The organism is Pelotomaculum isophthalicicum JI (genome assembly GCF_029478095.1).
GTDB lineage: Bacteria > Bacillota > Desulfotomaculia > Desulfotomaculales > Pelotomaculaceae > Pelotomaculum_D > Pelotomaculum_D isophthalicicum.
Genome location: NZ_JAKOAV010000002.1, coordinates 115,698 through 131,028, shown reverse-complemented (window position 1 = coordinate 131,028; position 15,331 = coordinate 115,698). Strand labels below are relative to the sequence as shown.

19 protein-coding genes, 1 tRNA gene and 1 other RNA gene are annotated in these 15,331 nt (G+C 50.4%); 18 read left to right on the top strand and 3 right to left on the bottom strand.

The features are described 5' to 3' along the window. Positions 1-58 precede the first annotated feature (58 nt). From L7E55_RS01965 to L7E55_RS01950, 4 genes are all read left to right on the top strand, one after another. Complete coding sequence (locus L7E55_RS01965; RefSeq protein WP_277442307.1) at positions 59-994, top strand: hypothetical protein; 936 nt, start codon at positions 59-61, stop codon at positions 992-994. A 3-nt stretch (positions 995-997) separates the two neighbouring features. Beyond that, positions 998-2,272 carry a radical SAM/SPASM domain-containing protein gene (locus L7E55_RS01960; RefSeq protein WP_277442306.1) on the top strand — a complete coding sequence of 425 codons (1,275 nt, stop codon included), beginning with the start codon at positions 998-1,000 and terminating at the stop codon, positions 2,270-2,272. Then, positions 2,273-3,214, top strand: a complete 942-nt coding sequence (locus tag L7E55_RS01955; protein WP_277442304.1) for an ABC transporter ATP-binding protein — start codon at positions 2,273-2,275, stop codon at positions 3,212-3,214. It begins immediately after the preceding gene. A gap of 123 nt (positions 3,215-3,337) precedes the next feature. Beyond that, complete coding sequence (locus L7E55_RS01950; RefSeq protein WP_277442303.1) at positions 3,338-4,144, top strand: ABC transporter permease; 807 nt, start codon at positions 3,338-3,340, stop codon at positions 4,142-4,144. A 50-nt stretch (positions 4,145-4,194) separates the two neighbouring features. On the opposite strand, the gene L7E55_RS01945 is transcribed toward L7E55_RS01950, so the two are convergent. Further along, positions 4,195-4,839, bottom strand: a complete 645-nt coding sequence (locus L7E55_RS01945) for a superoxide dismutase (RefSeq protein WP_277442302.1) — start codon at positions 4,837-4,839, stop codon at positions 4,195-4,197. A gap of 227 nt (positions 4,840-5,066) precedes the next feature. Between L7E55_RS01945 and L7E55_RS01940 the strand changes: the two genes are divergently transcribed. Together L7E55_RS01940 and ffs are read left to right on the top strand one after the other, a co-directional pair. Beyond that, positions 5,067-5,156, top strand: a tRNA-Ser gene (locus L7E55_RS01940). A 77-nt stretch (positions 5,157-5,233) separates the two neighbouring features. After that, positions 5,234-5,498, top strand: an RNA gene (ffs, locus tag L7E55_RS01935) — signal recognition particle sRNA large type. Between the two features lie 355 nt (positions 5,499-5,853). Here the strand turns inward: ffs and L7E55_RS01930 are convergent. After that, entirely contained in the window at positions 5,854-6,060 is a 207-nt protein-coding gene (locus L7E55_RS01930; protein ID WP_277442301.1) for a type II toxin-antitoxin system HicB family antitoxin, read from the bottom strand. Positions 6,061-6,190: 130 nt separating this feature from the next. Further along, the gene (locus L7E55_RS01925) at positions 6,191-6,589 is read right to left on the bottom strand and encodes a type II toxin-antitoxin system HicB family antitoxin (RefSeq protein WP_277442300.1); all 399 of its coding nucleotides are present in this window, start codon (positions 6,587-6,589) and stop codon (positions 6,191-6,193) included. 472 nt (positions 6,590-7,061) lie between these two features. On the opposite strand from L7E55_RS01925, the gene L7E55_RS01920 reads away from it, so the two are divergent. The 12 genes from L7E55_RS01920 to ruvA all read left to right on the top strand — a co-directional run bounded on the left by L7E55_RS01920 (position 7,062) and on the right by ruvA (position 15,326). Next, positions 7,062-7,397: a beta propeller repeat protein gene (locus tag L7E55_RS01920; protein WP_277442298.1), complete on the top strand. Its 336-nt coding sequence runs from the start codon at positions 7,062-7,064 to the stop codon at positions 7,395-7,397. Then, on the top strand, positions 7,387-9,021 hold the full coding sequence (locus L7E55_RS01915) for an IPT/TIG domain-containing protein (protein ID WP_277442297.1): 1,635 nt from the start codon (positions 7,387-7,389) through the stop codon (positions 9,019-9,021). The genes L7E55_RS01920 and L7E55_RS01915 overlap by 11 nt, the downstream gene beginning before the upstream one ends. 53 nt (positions 9,022-9,074) lie before the next feature. After that, positions 9,075-9,563 carry an S-layer homology domain-containing protein gene (locus L7E55_RS01910; RefSeq protein WP_277442296.1) on the top strand — a complete coding sequence of 163 codons (489 nt, stop codon included), beginning with the start codon at positions 9,075-9,077 and terminating at the stop codon, positions 9,561-9,563. Next, positions 9,554-9,793: an S-layer homology domain-containing protein gene (locus tag L7E55_RS01905; protein WP_277442294.1), complete on the top strand. Its 240-nt coding sequence runs from the start codon at positions 9,554-9,556 to the stop codon at positions 9,791-9,793. The genes L7E55_RS01910 and L7E55_RS01905 overlap by 10 nt, the downstream gene beginning before the upstream one ends. A 37-nt stretch (positions 9,794-9,830) precedes the next feature. Further along, positions 9,831-10,205 (top strand): Ig-like domain-containing domain, encoded by a 375-nt coding sequence (locus tag L7E55_RS01900; RefSeq protein WP_277442293.1) that lies wholly within the window; start codon positions 9,831-9,833, stop codon positions 10,203-10,205. Continuing rightward, entirely contained in the window at positions 10,192-10,707 is a 516-nt protein-coding gene (locus tag L7E55_RS01895) for an Ig-like domain-containing domain (protein WP_277442292.1), read from the top strand. The genes L7E55_RS01900 and L7E55_RS01895 overlap by 14 nt, the downstream gene beginning before the upstream one ends. Positions 10,708-10,999: 292 nt before the next feature. Beyond that, positions 11,000-12,766, top strand: coding sequence for a DNA polymerase III subunit gamma/tau (dnaX, locus tag L7E55_RS01890; protein WP_277442291.1), 1,767 nt, complete (start codon positions 11,000-11,002; stop codon positions 12,764-12,766). 85 nt (positions 12,767-12,851) lie between these two features. Further along, a complete protein-coding gene (locus tag L7E55_RS01885) occupies positions 12,852-13,169 on the top strand; it encodes a YbaB/EbfC family nucleoid-associated protein (protein ID WP_277442289.1) in 318 nt (105 codons plus the stop codon). Positions 13,170-13,171: 2 nt separating this feature from the next. Continuing rightward, positions 13,172-13,774, top strand: coding sequence for a recombination mediator RecR (gene recR, locus L7E55_RS01880; protein ID WP_277442288.1), 603 nt, complete (start codon positions 13,172-13,174; stop codon positions 13,772-13,774). Positions 13,775-13,821: 47 nt separating this feature from the next. Further along, positions 13,822-14,085, top strand: a complete 264-nt coding sequence (locus L7E55_RS01875; protein WP_277442287.1) for a pro-sigmaK processing inhibitor BofA family protein — start codon at positions 13,822-13,824, stop codon at positions 14,083-14,085. A 101-nt stretch (positions 14,086-14,186) separates the two neighbouring features. Continuing rightward, positions 14,187-14,690, top strand: a complete 504-nt coding sequence (gene ruvC / locus L7E55_RS01870; RefSeq protein ID WP_277442285.1) for a crossover junction endodeoxyribonuclease RuvC — start codon at positions 14,187-14,189, stop codon at positions 14,688-14,690. After that, on the top strand, positions 14,691-15,326 hold the full coding sequence (gene ruvA / locus L7E55_RS01865) for a Holliday junction branch migration protein RuvA (RefSeq protein ID WP_277442284.1): 636 nt from the start codon (positions 14,691-14,693) through the stop codon (positions 15,324-15,326). It begins immediately after the preceding gene. The last annotated feature ends 5 nt before the right edge of the window (positions 15,327-15,331 follow it).

Here is a 15,331-nt window from a genome sequence, read left to right as displayed (position 1 = left end):
AAACTCCTTCAATCATATATTGAATAAGACAAAATATCAGCCCAAGGAGTGACTTGAGTTGTTTGAGCAATTGCAGGCCAGTCAAGGTAAAAATATTGCCGTTGAACTGGTTAACGGAAGAATGATCTCCGGTACAGTATTGGCGGTGAATGAGCAGTATGTGCGGATAGAAACTATGGAAGGCGTCGGTTCAATTCCGATCAAGTCAATTCAAATTGTCTGGGAACCGTCAAAACAGACCCTGACCGAGAAAAGCATGGAGCGCCTGGCGGAAAAACTGAGGGATAGCGTAAAAGAGGAGATTGGTTGCACCGGCCCGCAGTATGGCTGCAGCCAGCAGTATGTTTGCAGGCCGCCTGTCTTTTGCTCGGGCGTCTATACCTGCCCCGGCAACTATGCGCCTGGTACTTGCGGGCCAACCCCATTTGGTTCGCAATGCAACATGCCGGGGGGATATAGTTGCCCCGGCAGCCAACAGTTCTACGGAGTAGTGGGGCCGCTGGCCGACGTAGGCGGATGTCCGGCTGTTTATTGCGGATCCTTCCTGTACGGGCAAGCTTGCGCGTGCCAATACCAGCAGCCGTGCGGTTCCCAATACGCGATGCCTTGCATGTGCATGTACCAGCAACCGTGCGATTCCCAATATGCGATGCCCTGCGTATGCATGTTTCAGCAACCGTGCGGTTCCCAGTACGCGATGCCCTGCGTATCCATGTATCAGCAACCGTGCATTTCCCAATACACGCAGCCCTGCGGTTCCGCTTTTAGCGTACCGTGCACGACTTTCCAGTTTCAGCAACTCTGCGGCCTTTTCTCGTTTAACGCTACCCAGTGCGTTACGTCAAGCGGGTATAACTGTGCCGTCCCGTTTACCGGTGTAACTGGTCCGGCGGCGGGAACACCGGCTGGAATGGCTCCCGTTTCATCCCCAATGCCGATGGATTTTACAGTTAAAGAAGAACAGAAAAATAAAGACGAAAAAGAAAAGGAATAAACCATGGGAATAAGTGACTACGGCGCCTGGCTTGAGCAGGCGGCGGTTTTTATCAGGGAGTATGCCAGAATCAATCCTGGGTACTCCCCCCGGGTTCTTACGGATATTCTGAAAAGGAAATATTTATTGGATAACGAGGACGCGGAAAAATTGACTAACCTGGCTGTAAAGGAGTTAAACCGGGCCAAACTCGGATTGGCGGCATTGGAATTGAACCTGACCTTTAACTGCAATTTAACTTGTGAATACTGTTTTATTCGCGAAAAAAGCGCTCATGACAGAATGAATTTTACCACGGCCAGGAATGCCATCGATCTGCTGATGGAGCGGGCGTCCTTTCCGATGGTAAATATAACCTTGATCGGCGGGGAACCTCTGCTGGAATTTAATTTAATCAAGCAGATTGTGCCCTATGCCCTGGAAGCCGCGAAAAAGCGCAACCTGGCCATTACTTGGGCGGTAACCACCAATGGCACTTTAGTCAGTGAAGATATTTTAAAATTCTTTTCGCAATATAATATCAACATGTTGTTGAGTATGGACGGCGGTCCGGAAACTCATGGCCGCTACCGCCGGACAAAAAACGGTGAAGGCACCTGGCACAAAATCGCCTATTCAATCCCGCTGATGAAAATGTACCAGCCCTGGCTGGGGGTAAGGATGACTGTAAGCAACGCCGCCATAGACAGCATGAGGGAAGATTTTAAGCAACTTGTGGACCTGGGCATCAATCAGTTCATTATCGCCCCCGCGCAAGGCGCCAAGAGCTGGAGCAGGGAGGAGATCACACGGTACGGCCTCAACCTGTTAAAAATATTGATGGACTATCATGCTTTAAAGCAGAAAGGTGTTCCCATTTTTATTGAGGAGTTCGAGAAGGGTGAAAATGAGTATTCCGGTTGGGGCTGCCGGGCCGGCAGCACGTCGCTGGCTGTGGCGCCAAACGGAGATGTCAGTCCCTGTTCCAAGTTGCTGGGCTTGACCGGTGAGGTCGGCAGGTGTATCGTAGGCAATGTTAATACTGAGATCGATGTCCATTTGCTGGAACCGTTCAAAAATCCAATTATACGTCAACAACAGAGTTGTAAGCGCTGCTCCAGAAAATGCACCGGAGGCTGCTACGCGGTAAATTTTGAACAAACCGGCGATCACTTTACCCCGTCTGAAGAGAATTGCCTGTTCTGGGTAGTTTGTCAGGAAGCCAAAAGGATATCCGGATTGATGCGGTCGGGTTATAATATTCATAATAGATTTATTACGAAGGAACGATGGGGTTAAATGAGAGAAAGCGTTATTGCGGCAAGGGACCTGGTCAAAAGATTTGCTGATTTTGAAGCGGTAAAAGGGGTCAACTTCACTGTTTTCGGGGGAGAATGCTTTGGATTGCTCGGGCCGAACGGAGCGGGGAAAACCTCCATAGCGAAAATGATCTACGGGTTTTCCCCTGTTACCGCCGGAAAACTTGAGGTTTTTGGGGAAGATATCATGAAGAGGGCGAGAGATATCAAGGCCAAAGTCGGGGTAGTGCCACAGGAGGATAACCTTGACCCGGAATTATCCGTCTGGGAAAACCTCCTGGTTTGCGCCGGCTACTTCAGGATGCCTAAAGACCTGGCCCAAAAGCGGGCCGGGGACATTTTGAATTTTATGGATTTGACGGACAAGTCCGGCGAGGTGGTGGAGCACCTGTCCGGCGGTCTTAAGCGGCGATTAACTATCGGCAGGGCGTTGCTCAATCAGCCGGCGCTTTTGATCCTGGACGAGCCCACCACAGGCCTGGACCCCTATGCCCGCCACCTGGTCTGGCAGCGCTTAAAGAAACTGAAGGAATCGGGCACTACCATGCTCTTGACCACCCACTATCTGGAGGAGGCCGACCAGCTTTGCGACAGGCTCATCGTGCTTCACCAGGGGGAAATATTAGAACAGGGCGCGCCCCGGGAATTGATTGAGCGTCACACTGGCAATGACGCCCTGGAACTGGGAGTGGAGCCCGCGCGGCACGGGATTCTCGTGGCTGGTTGCGAGGATTTAGTCAAGGCCCGCCAGGTGCTGGGGGACGATCTGGTATTGTTTACCGACCACGGCAGGGAACTGGCTGAAAGGATGTCCGGCAAGGCCGCCGCCCTGGGTATTCCTGTAGGCTACCAGAGGCTGAGGCCGGCCAACCTGGAAGATGTGTTTCTGAAACTTACAGGCGAAACGCTTGACGAGGAATAAGTAGTCAGTATTCAGTAGTCAGAATATCTGATCTGAGGACAATAAGCCATTCTCTCATCATGGCTTCTAATTACTGAGTAGGTACAATCATTCTATAAGACCGGCATAAGGGAGGTTGACGTTATGGTAAAAAGAAAACAATTGTTTAAAGGAATAACCACTATCCCGGACCTGTCATGGCCCTTGGTGTTAAAGGTTATCTACCGCAACCTGCTGGTCTTCAAAAAAACCTGGAAGGCAAATATCATGTTTAATTTCATAGAACCCATGCTGTACTTATGGGCCATGGGCTTCGGCCTGGGGGTGTACGTGAACCAAATTGAAGGGCTGTCATATATCGATTTTCTCGCCCCCGCGCTGATTGCTTCTTCGGCGATGTTTTCCACCACATATGAGATGACTTACGGCAGTTTTACCAGAATGGGGCATCAAAAAATCTTCCAGGGCATGGTGGCCACTCCGGTAAGCATGGATGACGTGGTAATGGGTGAAATACTATACGGGACATTTAAAGGAGTACTTTACGGCACTGTGTTTTTGATAGTGGTGGCGATGTTCGGTTTGGTCAAGTCTCCCTGGGCGCTTCTGACGCCGGTGCCGCTTGCTTTGATGGTCATGTCTTTTTCCATATTGTCGCTAATTTGGACCAGTATCGCTCCGAACTATGATTCCTTCGGATATTTTTTCACCTTATTGATTTCGCCGATGTTTTTGTTCGCCGGAGTATTCTTTCCGGTGGACAACCTGCCGGCGGGGGTCAGGTTTCTTCCCTGGTTTACGCCGTTATACCATGCTGTGGAAGTTATCCGCCCCCTGCTGCACGGCAAGGTGGCCTGGTCCAACCTGGCTGACTTGGGCTGGCTGGCCGCTTTTGTCATATTGACTATCCGGTTGCCCCTGGCAATGGTCAAAAACCGTTTGATACAATAAAGTGTGAAATTTTTTATAATTTATATTTGTTAAAACGCTAAATGTTAGCTTTATAATGTTAACGGTATTTGTGACTGCATCGCCAGCAGGAGGCGCTTTTCGACTTCAAACCAGTTGACCAGTTGCCACCAAGACTTGACGTAGTCGGCCCGCCGGTATTGATAGTCAAGATAATAAGCGTGCTCCCAGGCGTCAAGCACAAGAATGGGGATGCCGCCCCATTGGGTCAAGTTCTGGTGCTTTTCAGCATTTAAAATTTCCAGGTGCCCCCAGGCCGGCTGCCAAACCAGCACAGCCCATCCCGAGGCTTCCACTTTTGTGGCGGCTTCGCTGAACTGTTCCTGGAAAGCGGGGAAACTGCCGAAATAATTATTTATTTGATTAATAGTTTGAGCGCCGGGCTGACCGCCGCTCCCGGCCGGCGCCATGACAGTCCAGTAGATGCTGTGCAGTATATGACCGGAACCATTAAAGGCCAATTCGCGTTCCCAGTGCTTGACTAATGCGAAGTCTTTCTTTTGGCGCGCTTCCACGAGCTTAAGCTCAGCTTTGTTTGAGTCGTCAACGTATGATTTGTGATGGTGGTCGTGGTGAAATCGCAAGGTGGCGGAGCTGATCACCGGTTCAAGGGCGTTGTAAAGATAAGGAAGCGGCGGCAACTGGTGGCGGCCCGGCGGGGTCATAAAAAATGTCATGATTTGAACCCTCCATATATTAAGGTAATTTCTGTTAAACTATATTATTCGCCTTTAATCAGTAACGTTCGTGGCGGATGGCCTGTAAGGCTTGCCGGGTGGCGGCAGGCGGGAAAAATACTTGCAGTGAATAATAAATACGTGTATAATTATTTAACGTGGTTTGTGTTCTTATGGATTGTTATTTACGCAAGTTAATCATTAATAGTAATCCCTGAGTAGTGCACGGAGAGATGGCCGAGTGGATGAAGGCGCACGCCTGGAGAGCGTGTGGACGGGTAACCGTCTCGTGAGTTCGAATCTCACTCTCTCCGCCATTTTATTGTCCGGTATCTACAGGCGGCAGTCAGGCAGGGTGGCCGGCGCCGCGCTGGATGAAAAGGGAAGACTTTGGCCGTGCTAGACGGGGAGGTAGCGGTGCCCTATACCCGCAATCCGCTGCAGCGGGGTTGAATTCCTGCCCGAGGGTTTAGCTTGTGGGGTCCGGCATTTGCAAGGGGTGTGGACGATCGGGTCTCACGCGACGGAGCTTCTTGAACCGTGTCAGGTCCTGACGGAAGCAGCACTAAGAGAAATACTCCGGGTGCCGTGAGGTCGCCTGGTCCGAGCTACCTGCGGGTGTATCGCCCGGAAACTAATATTCAAAGGCAGGTGCGCGGCCTTAAAATATGAGGGACCGCCTTCTCGCCAGGAGAAGGCGGTTCCGTTTATAATCATGCTAATCAACCACTGCGAAGGAATAATGCGCACGCGCGCATACGTAATAGCCGCCGGAAACCGATTTAATTCTTATACCATTCAAGAAATTCGGCCTGTGTCACATCCAGGTGTTTTAAAATCTTGGCTAACTTGCTGGGGGTAACTTTTCGACTTTGGTGGTGGTGTACTGTAAAAGAGTTCCCTTTTCGGCTGATGCCGATGATAATTGGTGAACCCTCACCGCGTAAAATATGGCCAAAGTGTTTAAGCGTTGATAGAAGCTCTTTATAAGTAAGTTGGGGAAGATTGGCTATATCAGACCACCTCCACCAGAATCCGTTTTTTGTTCGGGGCAAAGATTTGTGGTCCTTGGTAATCGATTAATTCTTTTATGGCAGCTTTTAGATTATTTAATGCTTCTTCTTCTGTGTCACCGCTTGCTGTAGCCCGCAATTCGTCACAGTAAGCAAGGTATTCACCATCAGCTTTTTCAATTACGCAAAAAACTTCTACCTTTTTCATGTAATCACCCCCTGGTGATATTATACCCCACGGTGTTGATGCTTTCCAGTGGCAACATTGGAATAAATAGTTAGTTCCTTCCTTGACTTATAAATTCCCTATTACCATAAGTCAAAATGTAAAACAGCCGTTATGGTTGCTTCTTTATACCAAGGCGGCTTTTCAACCCTTCTTGAAGGACCTGGGAGAAATTTACTCCCGCCTTTTCCGCGCGTTCGTTTAACCAGCTTGGCAAGGTGAGATTTTTGCGAATAGTGCGGTTGTCGTGGGCCTTTCGATACTCATCGACATCAATATCCACGAGGGTTTTTATTTCGCCCGGCTTTGTTTCCACGTCCGCTATATCGCTTGGCGCGGGAATTGGCCTGCCTTCGTCCTGTTCGTAGCATATCCACATTCCGATAGCGTCACGGGCCATATACATCGCTTCCACAACATCAGCGCCTTGGGTGGATATGGCCAAATCGGGGACTGTTACGGCATACATTTTTTCTGTGGGTGTCAATACGATAGGGTACGCAGTTTTCATTTCTTTATCACTCCATTTCTTGTGAGGCGGGGTTTAGTTCAGCCCCGCTCGCTTGAGGATTGCCTTTGCCGTGACTTCGTTTATTTCATTGTGTCCACCTCTTGAATATATTATACGCATTAGATGTGTATAAGCCAAGGGGTTTTTATAAAGTATTTATGAATCGTCAGAGCCACAAGGCTCTTTTTCTTTTACCCCCGTGCATGGGTCCTTCTGATGGGTATCTAGCTTGCGGGTCCGGTGAGTCCCGCCCCATTTGTCCCATTGTAAGCTCAAGTGTGTTATTTCTAGTAAAGAAATGGTATTAGGGTGATTAAAAGAAGGAAAACCACCTGTTCATACCAAAAGACGCGGTTACTGACACATCCGGCAGTCCCCTGTCGGAAGACATTAATCTATACTTTTATACAGGTCGGTAACGATATATCTCATATCATTGAAGTTAATTACGTTAAATAAGGGGTTAGAAGAAATGGTGTACATTAAAAAATGGATTTACTATCTAGTAGTTGCAATAGCCCTGCTGACAGGAACCATGTGCTCTACCGCTATGGCCGACCCGCTTGACCAATGGGCCTGGAGAAACCCTTTACCTCAAGGGAATCGACTTAATAGCGTGAGCTATGGCAACGGTATATTTGTTGCTGTGGGGTCTAATGGTACAATATTGACCTCGACCGATAGCGTGAACTGTAACGGCACGAACTGGACTATCCAGACATCGGGCACTTTAAATGGCTTTTTTGCGGTGAGTTATGGTAACGGTACGTTTGCGGCTGTGGGGAGTTTTGGTTCTATTGGGCATTGAGTTACGGCAACGGCACTATTGTAGCCGTGGGGGGTCCGATTTTGACATCGGCCGACGGCGTGAACTGGAATCAGGTTCTTTTTGGTCGTGTGCAGACCTGAGTAGCCTGGTTTTAAGCACAGAAAGTTTAAGTCCCGTTTTCAGTTCTAGCGTAACCAGCTACAGCACCGACATCGACATCAGCATCACAAGTATCACCGTAACCCCCACAGCTTTAGATACAGTCAACGCTGCGGTTTACGTAAACGGGGTGCAGGTGTCAAGCGGTAGTGCCAGCAGTCCCATCAACCTGAGCGAAGGACCGAATACCGTAAATATTTTGGTGCGTGCCCTAGATGGCATTACTAATACATACACCGTCACCGTGAACAGGGTTGCACTCCTTGCGCCGGTGATAAACGGTATAAGCCCTATTACTGGTCCGGCATCAGGCGGTACAACGGTAACAATCAGCGGCACAGGCCTAAGTGCTGTTAGTGCGGTCAAGTTCGGCAGCACTGCCGCGATCAATTTCACACTGGAAAGCGATACCTCAATGATCGCGATATCGCCTGCGGGCAGCGGCACAGTGGATGTTGCAGTGTACGGCCCGGGAGGGTGGAGTGCCACAAGCATAAGTGACCAGTTTACTTATGTCCAACCACAGGCACGTCTTGAGCCTGCCATTACCCCCAGTGGCGGGACATTTACCACATCACAAGAAGTAAGTATTAACAACCCTAACAGTACCGTAACCAGTTCAGTGTATTATAATCTGAACATGATAATGCCGGGTATAACAAGCATATTCTACAACGGACCATTTAACATAACACAGACCACTACAGTAACGGCCGCTGTATACGACAGCGGCACCGGGCTCTGGAGCGCGCCTGCCACGGCCACCTTTACCAAAAACACCCCCGCGCCTGTAGTGACAAGTATCAACCCCTCCAGCGGCCCGGCCACCGGCGGCACAACCATAACAATCACCGGCACCGGCTTAAGTACGGTCACCGGTGTATTCTTCGGCAGCATTCCAGCAGCCGGCTTTACCTTGGGTACAGACACAGCAATGACTGCCGTATCCCCGCCGGGCAGCGGCACGGTTGACGTAAACGTTTGCGATCCCGGCGGGTATAGCTCCTTGGTTGCGGGGGACAGATTTACCTACATATCTGGTACACCACCTCAATTACAAAGTGCAACCATCAGTGGCAGCCTGATCACCTTATTGTTTAACGAACAACTCGATGACACATCTGTACCCGCTTCAACGGACTTTACCATTTCGGCAAACGGCAGTTCAGTAAACATACAATATGTTTTAATCAGCGGTAACAGCCTGTTATTGACAATCGAAACACCCATCAGCGACGAAACGGCAATCAGCTTCTTAAGTTACACCAGAGGGCAACACCCTATACGCGATACAGAAGGCAACGACGTGACCAACTTCAGAATTGGAATGTCGAGCAGCAACGGAGGATCAGAGACTGACCAAGCAAAACCACACATGTTAAACGGAACCCCGACCGGAACCCTGGTCAAATACCACTTATTCATACCAAGAGACGCGGTCACCGACACCAACGGCAATCCTATAACAGGCGACTATGACCTGTACTTCTATACCGGTCAGTAGCGATAAATATTATATAAGCTAGAAAATGATATCTATAAGAGAGGATGAAGAGGATGATTACACCATTGACTTCCAGATCAAATAAACGCAAAAAAAATAAGACCCTGATTCTTTTTGGAATATGCCTGGCCCTACTGCTAACCTGCGGCCAGGTAGCCATGGCCGCCGCAGCGCCCGCCGGTACCACGCCCGAAAAAGAGCAGCAGGCTGAAAAGACAGCCTTCACCGACGTAGCGTCAGACAACCCGCTCTGGCCGTACGTTCACTACCTGGTTGCCAAAGGAATACTCAAAGGATACCCCGACGGCACCTTTCAACCTGCCGGAGACGTCACCCGCGCCCAATTGGCCAAAGTGCTCGTACTGGCCAAAAGTATACCCCTTGCAGAACAAACAACCCCCACCTTCAGCGACGTGACCGCTGAACACTGGGCCTTTCGCGAGATCGAAGCCGCCGCCAAAAGCGGATTATTCCAAGGATACCCCGCACCTTCGGCCCCGACGCCACCATTACCAGGGCCGAGGCAGTTTCAGTGCTCTTAAGACTGTCCGGCGGAGCACTTTCCGCCAAAGATGAAACCATGGCGGACGTCCCAAGCGACCACTGGGCCTACAGACAAATAGTAACCGCCGTTCAATCCGGCATGGCCCAGCTTTCACCCGACAAAAACTTTTACCCCGACCTGCCCTTGCACAGGGGCGATCTGGCCCGCAGCGTGACCTTCCTGTACACTGTCAGCCCTGCGCTCCGTAATGCGCCCCTCACCGGGTAACTGACCGTTAAAAAAGGCAGCGCAGGGCAAACAAAATGTGGCGATCTACTACAACACATCCTCAGGCTACTGGGAATACCAGGACAGTACCGTTGATCCGGTGAACTGGACGGTAACCGCCACGGTGCAGCACTTTTCCATATGTGCCGTGTTCGAAGATCCCGCGCCTCCGGTGTCCGACCCGGCGGATGGCGCGACGGGAGTTGTATTAAACAAAGTGATCAAAGTCACTTTCAGTGGAACCATTACTGCAGGCAACAACTTTAACGGTATAACGTTGATGGATAACCACAATAACCCTGTGACAACCAGTAGCAGCGTCAGCGGGAATGTACTGGTGGTCACGCCCTCCGTTTCACTGAATGAAGGCATAACGTACAAATTGAATATGCCCGCCGGTGCGACCATATAGTTTTAGTTTTACAACGCTGGACACCACGTCGCCTGCAATTACAAGCACTAACCCGGTGAACAACGCCTCGGGCGTGCCGGCGAATACGGGGATTACAGTGAACTTCAGCGAAAATGTGATTCAGGGGCCGGGCTATAATAATATCACCCTGACTGATGACCAAAACAATCCCGTAAGTGTGACGAAAAACGTAAGTGACCAGACTCTTACGATCAGCCCGGTCAATAACCTCAGGACCGGGGCGCCGATAAGCGGCACGATTACGGCAACCTTTGACTGCGCGCTCCAGAGTAGTTCAAGTGTACAAATCATATTAAGCGCCGGCGGCACATCAAAGACTTTTTACGGGACTGCAAGCGGTAATCAGCTAACGGTTGGTTACGTGGGCCTGGTATACGGCACAAATTATATGGTGACCATACCGGCAGGAAGCATATATAGTACGAACGGCGCTTCCAACGATGCGATAACGTGGACTTTTACGACGCAGGCAAACCCGTAACGCCTTGCCTTGGCTAACATGCAATTTTACTATCCATTACCGGGAGGAAACGGACGGGGCCATTTTGGCACCCCGATCCGTTTCCGTCTTCGATCACTTATACCATTCAAGAAATTCGGCCTGTGTCACATCCAGGTTTTTTAAAAATAGTAATTCTCCTCGTTCAGTGATTTATTCTCATTTAACAGGAAAATAATATTATATAGCGAATAATAACCGGGATAGCATATAACTTGGCTCAAGTCGCTTAAGCGGTGCGTTTGAGCCAATATGTGTCAGGTGAGGAAATAAGATGGCGTATCTGGCGCTTTACAGGGAGTGGCGGCCTCAGACCTTCAGGGATATTGTCGGCCAAGAACATGTTACAAGAACATTGAGGAACGCGGTGGAGGCAGGCCGGACCGGCCACGCCTATCTTTTTTGCGGCAGCCGCGGCACCGGCAAAACGACCACCGCCAAGGTGCTGGCGAAAGCTTTGAATTGTCTTGACCGGAACGGACCGGAGCCTTGTAACCGGTGCGTTAATTGTCAGTCCATTACCGAGGGCTATTCCGTTGACGTAGTTGAAGTTGACGCCGCTTCCAACCGTGGTATCGACGAGATCAGGGATTTAAGGGAAAAAGTCAAGTTTGCGCCTACAACCGGGCAGTTCCGGGTATATATCATCGACGAGGTGCACATGCTCACCAACGAGGCTTTTAACGCCTTGCTGAAAACTCTGGAGGAACCGCCCAGGCACGTTGTTTTTATTTTGGCTACAACCGAACCGCATAAAGTGCCGCTGACCATCCTTTCCCGCTGCCAACGGTTTGATTTCAGGCGCATTTCCCCGGACGAAATTACCGGGCGACTGAGGGAAGTCGCCGCCGGGGCGGGAATAGCGGCGGATGAGGAGGCCCTGCTGTTGATCGCCAGGGCCGCGGAGGGCGGCATGCGGGATGCCCTTAGTATTCTTGACCAGGGGGCGGCCTTGGGGGAAATGAAGGTAACAGCCGAGGACGTTCACAACATTCTTGGAACTGTGCGTCTAGATATCCTGAGCAGGATGGCGGGGTACCTGGCTGCCGGCGAAACCGGGCCGGCGCTGCGGCTGATTGGCGAGTTGACGGGCACGGGGAAGGACTTGCGGCTTTTCGCCAGGGAAATGGCTGCCTTTTTGCGGGCTATTATCCTGGAAAGAGTTTCACCGGGTGATTCAGGGGGCGGAGTATGGGGCGACGCCTTAAAGAATGTTCCCGGTGCGGCGGATTTCAGTGAGGAGAGGCTAATCCGCGCTGTCGACATATTGATCAAAGCCGAGCAGGAGATGAAGTGGGGCAGTCTGCCAGGTGTCATTCTGGAGCTTGCCCTGGTGAAAGCCTGCCGTCCGGAAATTACTTACGATTTGTCTTCCCTTGCGGCAAGAGTAGCGGCTCTAGAGGAAAAGCTAAAAAATTTTGTCCCGGAAAAGTCCGGTAACCTTCTGGTTGACCGGAGCGTTTCCAATGAACCATACAAGGCACTCCAAAGTTTCACTGAGGCAACGGGCCGGTTGCGCCAGCCGGAAGGTGTTCCTGACAAAACCGGCGCGCAATATGAGCCGGACCAAACCGGAGAGGTCCAGAGGCTGGTAGAAACTATGCCGGAAGACACTATATCAAGGGAATTGCATGGTGAAGCCGGCAGGGAGTCAGTTCCGGGGGTAAGCCTTGAGCAGGTCCGGGCTGCCTGGGGGGACATCATGGAAGCGTTGCGTAAGGAAAGGCCGCCGATCTATCCTAATTTTATCAAAGCTGTTCCCTTGCAGGTGCAGGAGCACAGCCTGATCGCGGGTTTTCCGGAAGGCGCGGAATTGGCTTATGCGATGGCTGAGCGCCCTGAGAATAAGAAATATTTTGAGGAACTGCTGGGCAAGTTTTTTAGCGGTGAATGGCAGGTTAATTACAGGTTTTATCAAGGGGAAATCCACATGCCCGCTGTCCGTACTGAGCCGGCTAATGATATCAGCCGCCGTTTCAACGGAAAGGAAATTATTCCTGAAGACGAAACAGAGTTATCTTCATTATTTGACGACGAATAGCATTTGTTTAGTGCTACCTGTGGGCTGCATAAACGGCTATTTTGAGGCCTGATTTAACTTATTTTATAAAGGGGGCTTTTAAATTATGATGGGCGGAAATATGAACAAGATGATGAAACAAGTGCAGAAGATGCAGCAGGGCATGATAAAATTACAGGAGGAACTGAAAAGCCGGACAGTGGAGAGCACGGCCGGGGGCGGCATGATCAAGGTAATCGCCAACGGAAATAATGAGATTCTGTCAATAGAAATAAAACCTGAGGCGGTAGATCCGGAAGATGTGGAAATGCTCCAGGACCTGGTTTTGGCCGCGGTCAACGATGCGTTGAAAAAAGCGCAGGAAATGGTGTCCCAGGAAATGAGCAAGCTCACCGGCGGGATGAATATCCCCGGGTTGTTTTAGCCATGCATTTTTATGCCAGGCCGGTTGCCCGGCTGATTGATGAACTATCCAAGCTGCCCGGCATTGGCCCTAAAACGGCGCAGCGGCTGGCCTTTCACCTTTTGAACGCCCCGGCTGACGTGGCTTTGAGCCTGGCCCGCGCGTTGGAGGAGGCCAGGACCGCCATTAGTTATTGCTCCGTATGCGGCAACTTTACCGACGATGACCCGTGTTTTATCTGCCGCGACGAGCGGCGCAGGCGGGATGTGATCTGTGTGGTGGAACGTCCCAGGGACGTCGTGGCAATGGAGAAGACCAGGGCGTTTAAAGGGCTTTATCACGTGCTGCACGGGGCTATATCGCCAATGGACGGTGTCGGGCCTGAGCAACTGCGCATAAAAGAATTGTTCAAGCGCCTCGAAGGCGGGGAAGTGCTTGAATTAATCCTGGCAACCAATCCGAACGTGGAAGGCGACGCCACCGCGTTGTACCTGGCCGGACTGCTTAAACCCCTGAATCTGAAGGTCACGCGGATAGCGCATGGTTTGCCCGTGGGCGCCGACCTGGAATATGCGGATCAAATAACCTTGAGCAAGTCCCTGGAAGGAAGGCGGGAAATGAAGTAATATTTTCCATCCCTGGCCATATAATGGTGCAAAGGGGGTGCTCCGGATTGGAGGGGAAATTTGTTTTTATCGGTTTGGCAGGTCTGTTGGGGCTATATTTGATTGGCACGGCTTTGTTTCAGCCGTTGCGGCTGTTAGTGCGCCTGGCCGCGTGCATGCTGCTGGGAGGGGGCTTGCTGCTCGCGATAAACGCTGTCTTCGGGCACCTGGGCTTGCATATCGCCATCAATCCGGTTACCCTCCTGACCGCCGGGGTTCTCCAACTGCCCGGGGTGGCGCTGTTGGTGCTTGTTCATTACTTTATTATTTGAAAAGTATACAATATAGAGTCGGAAAAATTCAAACTTTCGGGTTTGAATTTTTATTATTGTATATTATAATTTAGGAAATTCTAAAGAATGTGATGCTTAACATGTCGGACATGTTACGTGTTTTGGCGGTGGACCCGGGATTGGCCGCGACGGGCTATGCTGTCTTGGACTATGAAAATAGTTTTGTTATTCAACTAATTGAAGGGGGAATAATTAAGACGAAGGCCGGGCATCCCCTGGAGGACAGGCTGACACAAATATATGCCGGTTTAGACGATATAATCGATGAGTTCAAACCAGCTGTCTTTGCCATAGAAGAATTGTTTTCAGATTACAATAATCCAAAGACCGCCTTGCTGATGGCGCACGCGAGAGGTGTGTGCCTGTTGGCCGCAGGGCGGGCGGGCATAAAAGTTTACCATTACCCGGCCAGAAAAGTGAAGCAGTCGCTCACCGGCACTGGTGGCGCCACTAAAGGCCAGGTACAGAAAATGGTTCAGGCCAGGCTTAAGCTTGATACGCTGCCTCGTCCGGATCACGTCGCGGATGCCATTGCCGTGGCTTTATGCCACATTTTTCATGGCCATGACCTGGAGGGCTGTTAGATGATTGTAAAAATTAGCGGCGCTTATGCCGGGCTAAGCCCAAAAGGGATATTGCTGGACGTTGACAACATTACATACGAGGTATGCTTGACGAGTTTTTCCAGGGAACGTTTTCAAACCCAAAAAATCGGTGAAAGAATTTCGCTGCACACAATTTACTATATCGAAAGCAACATCGCCGGCGGACATCAAACGCCAACTTTGATTGGATTTGAAGATGAAGCCGATAAAGAATTTTTTCAGTTGTTTACCAGTGTGGCCAAAGTTGGGGTGAAAACCGCCCTGGCGGCCGTAACGATCCCAATTTCAGCAATTGCGGGGGCCATTGAAAAATCGGATGTCGAAACTCTGAAAAAACTTAAAGGAATTGGGGAAAGAACAGCCAATAAAATAATAGCGTCGCTCCGGGGCAAAGTTGCCGGCTTCACAACAGCTTCCGGAGAAACTGATGATGCCGACGTCGGCCGGCCTGATCCCGGCATTGGCAATGAAGCGTTGCAGGTGCTGCTTCAATTGGGATACAATTTAGGCGAGGCAAAGAGGATGATTAAGGATACTGTTTCTAAGAATCATAATATTCTGACAGCGGAAGAGCTGTTAGAAGAGATTTATCGAAACAAGGCCAAATCATTTTAGGAGAG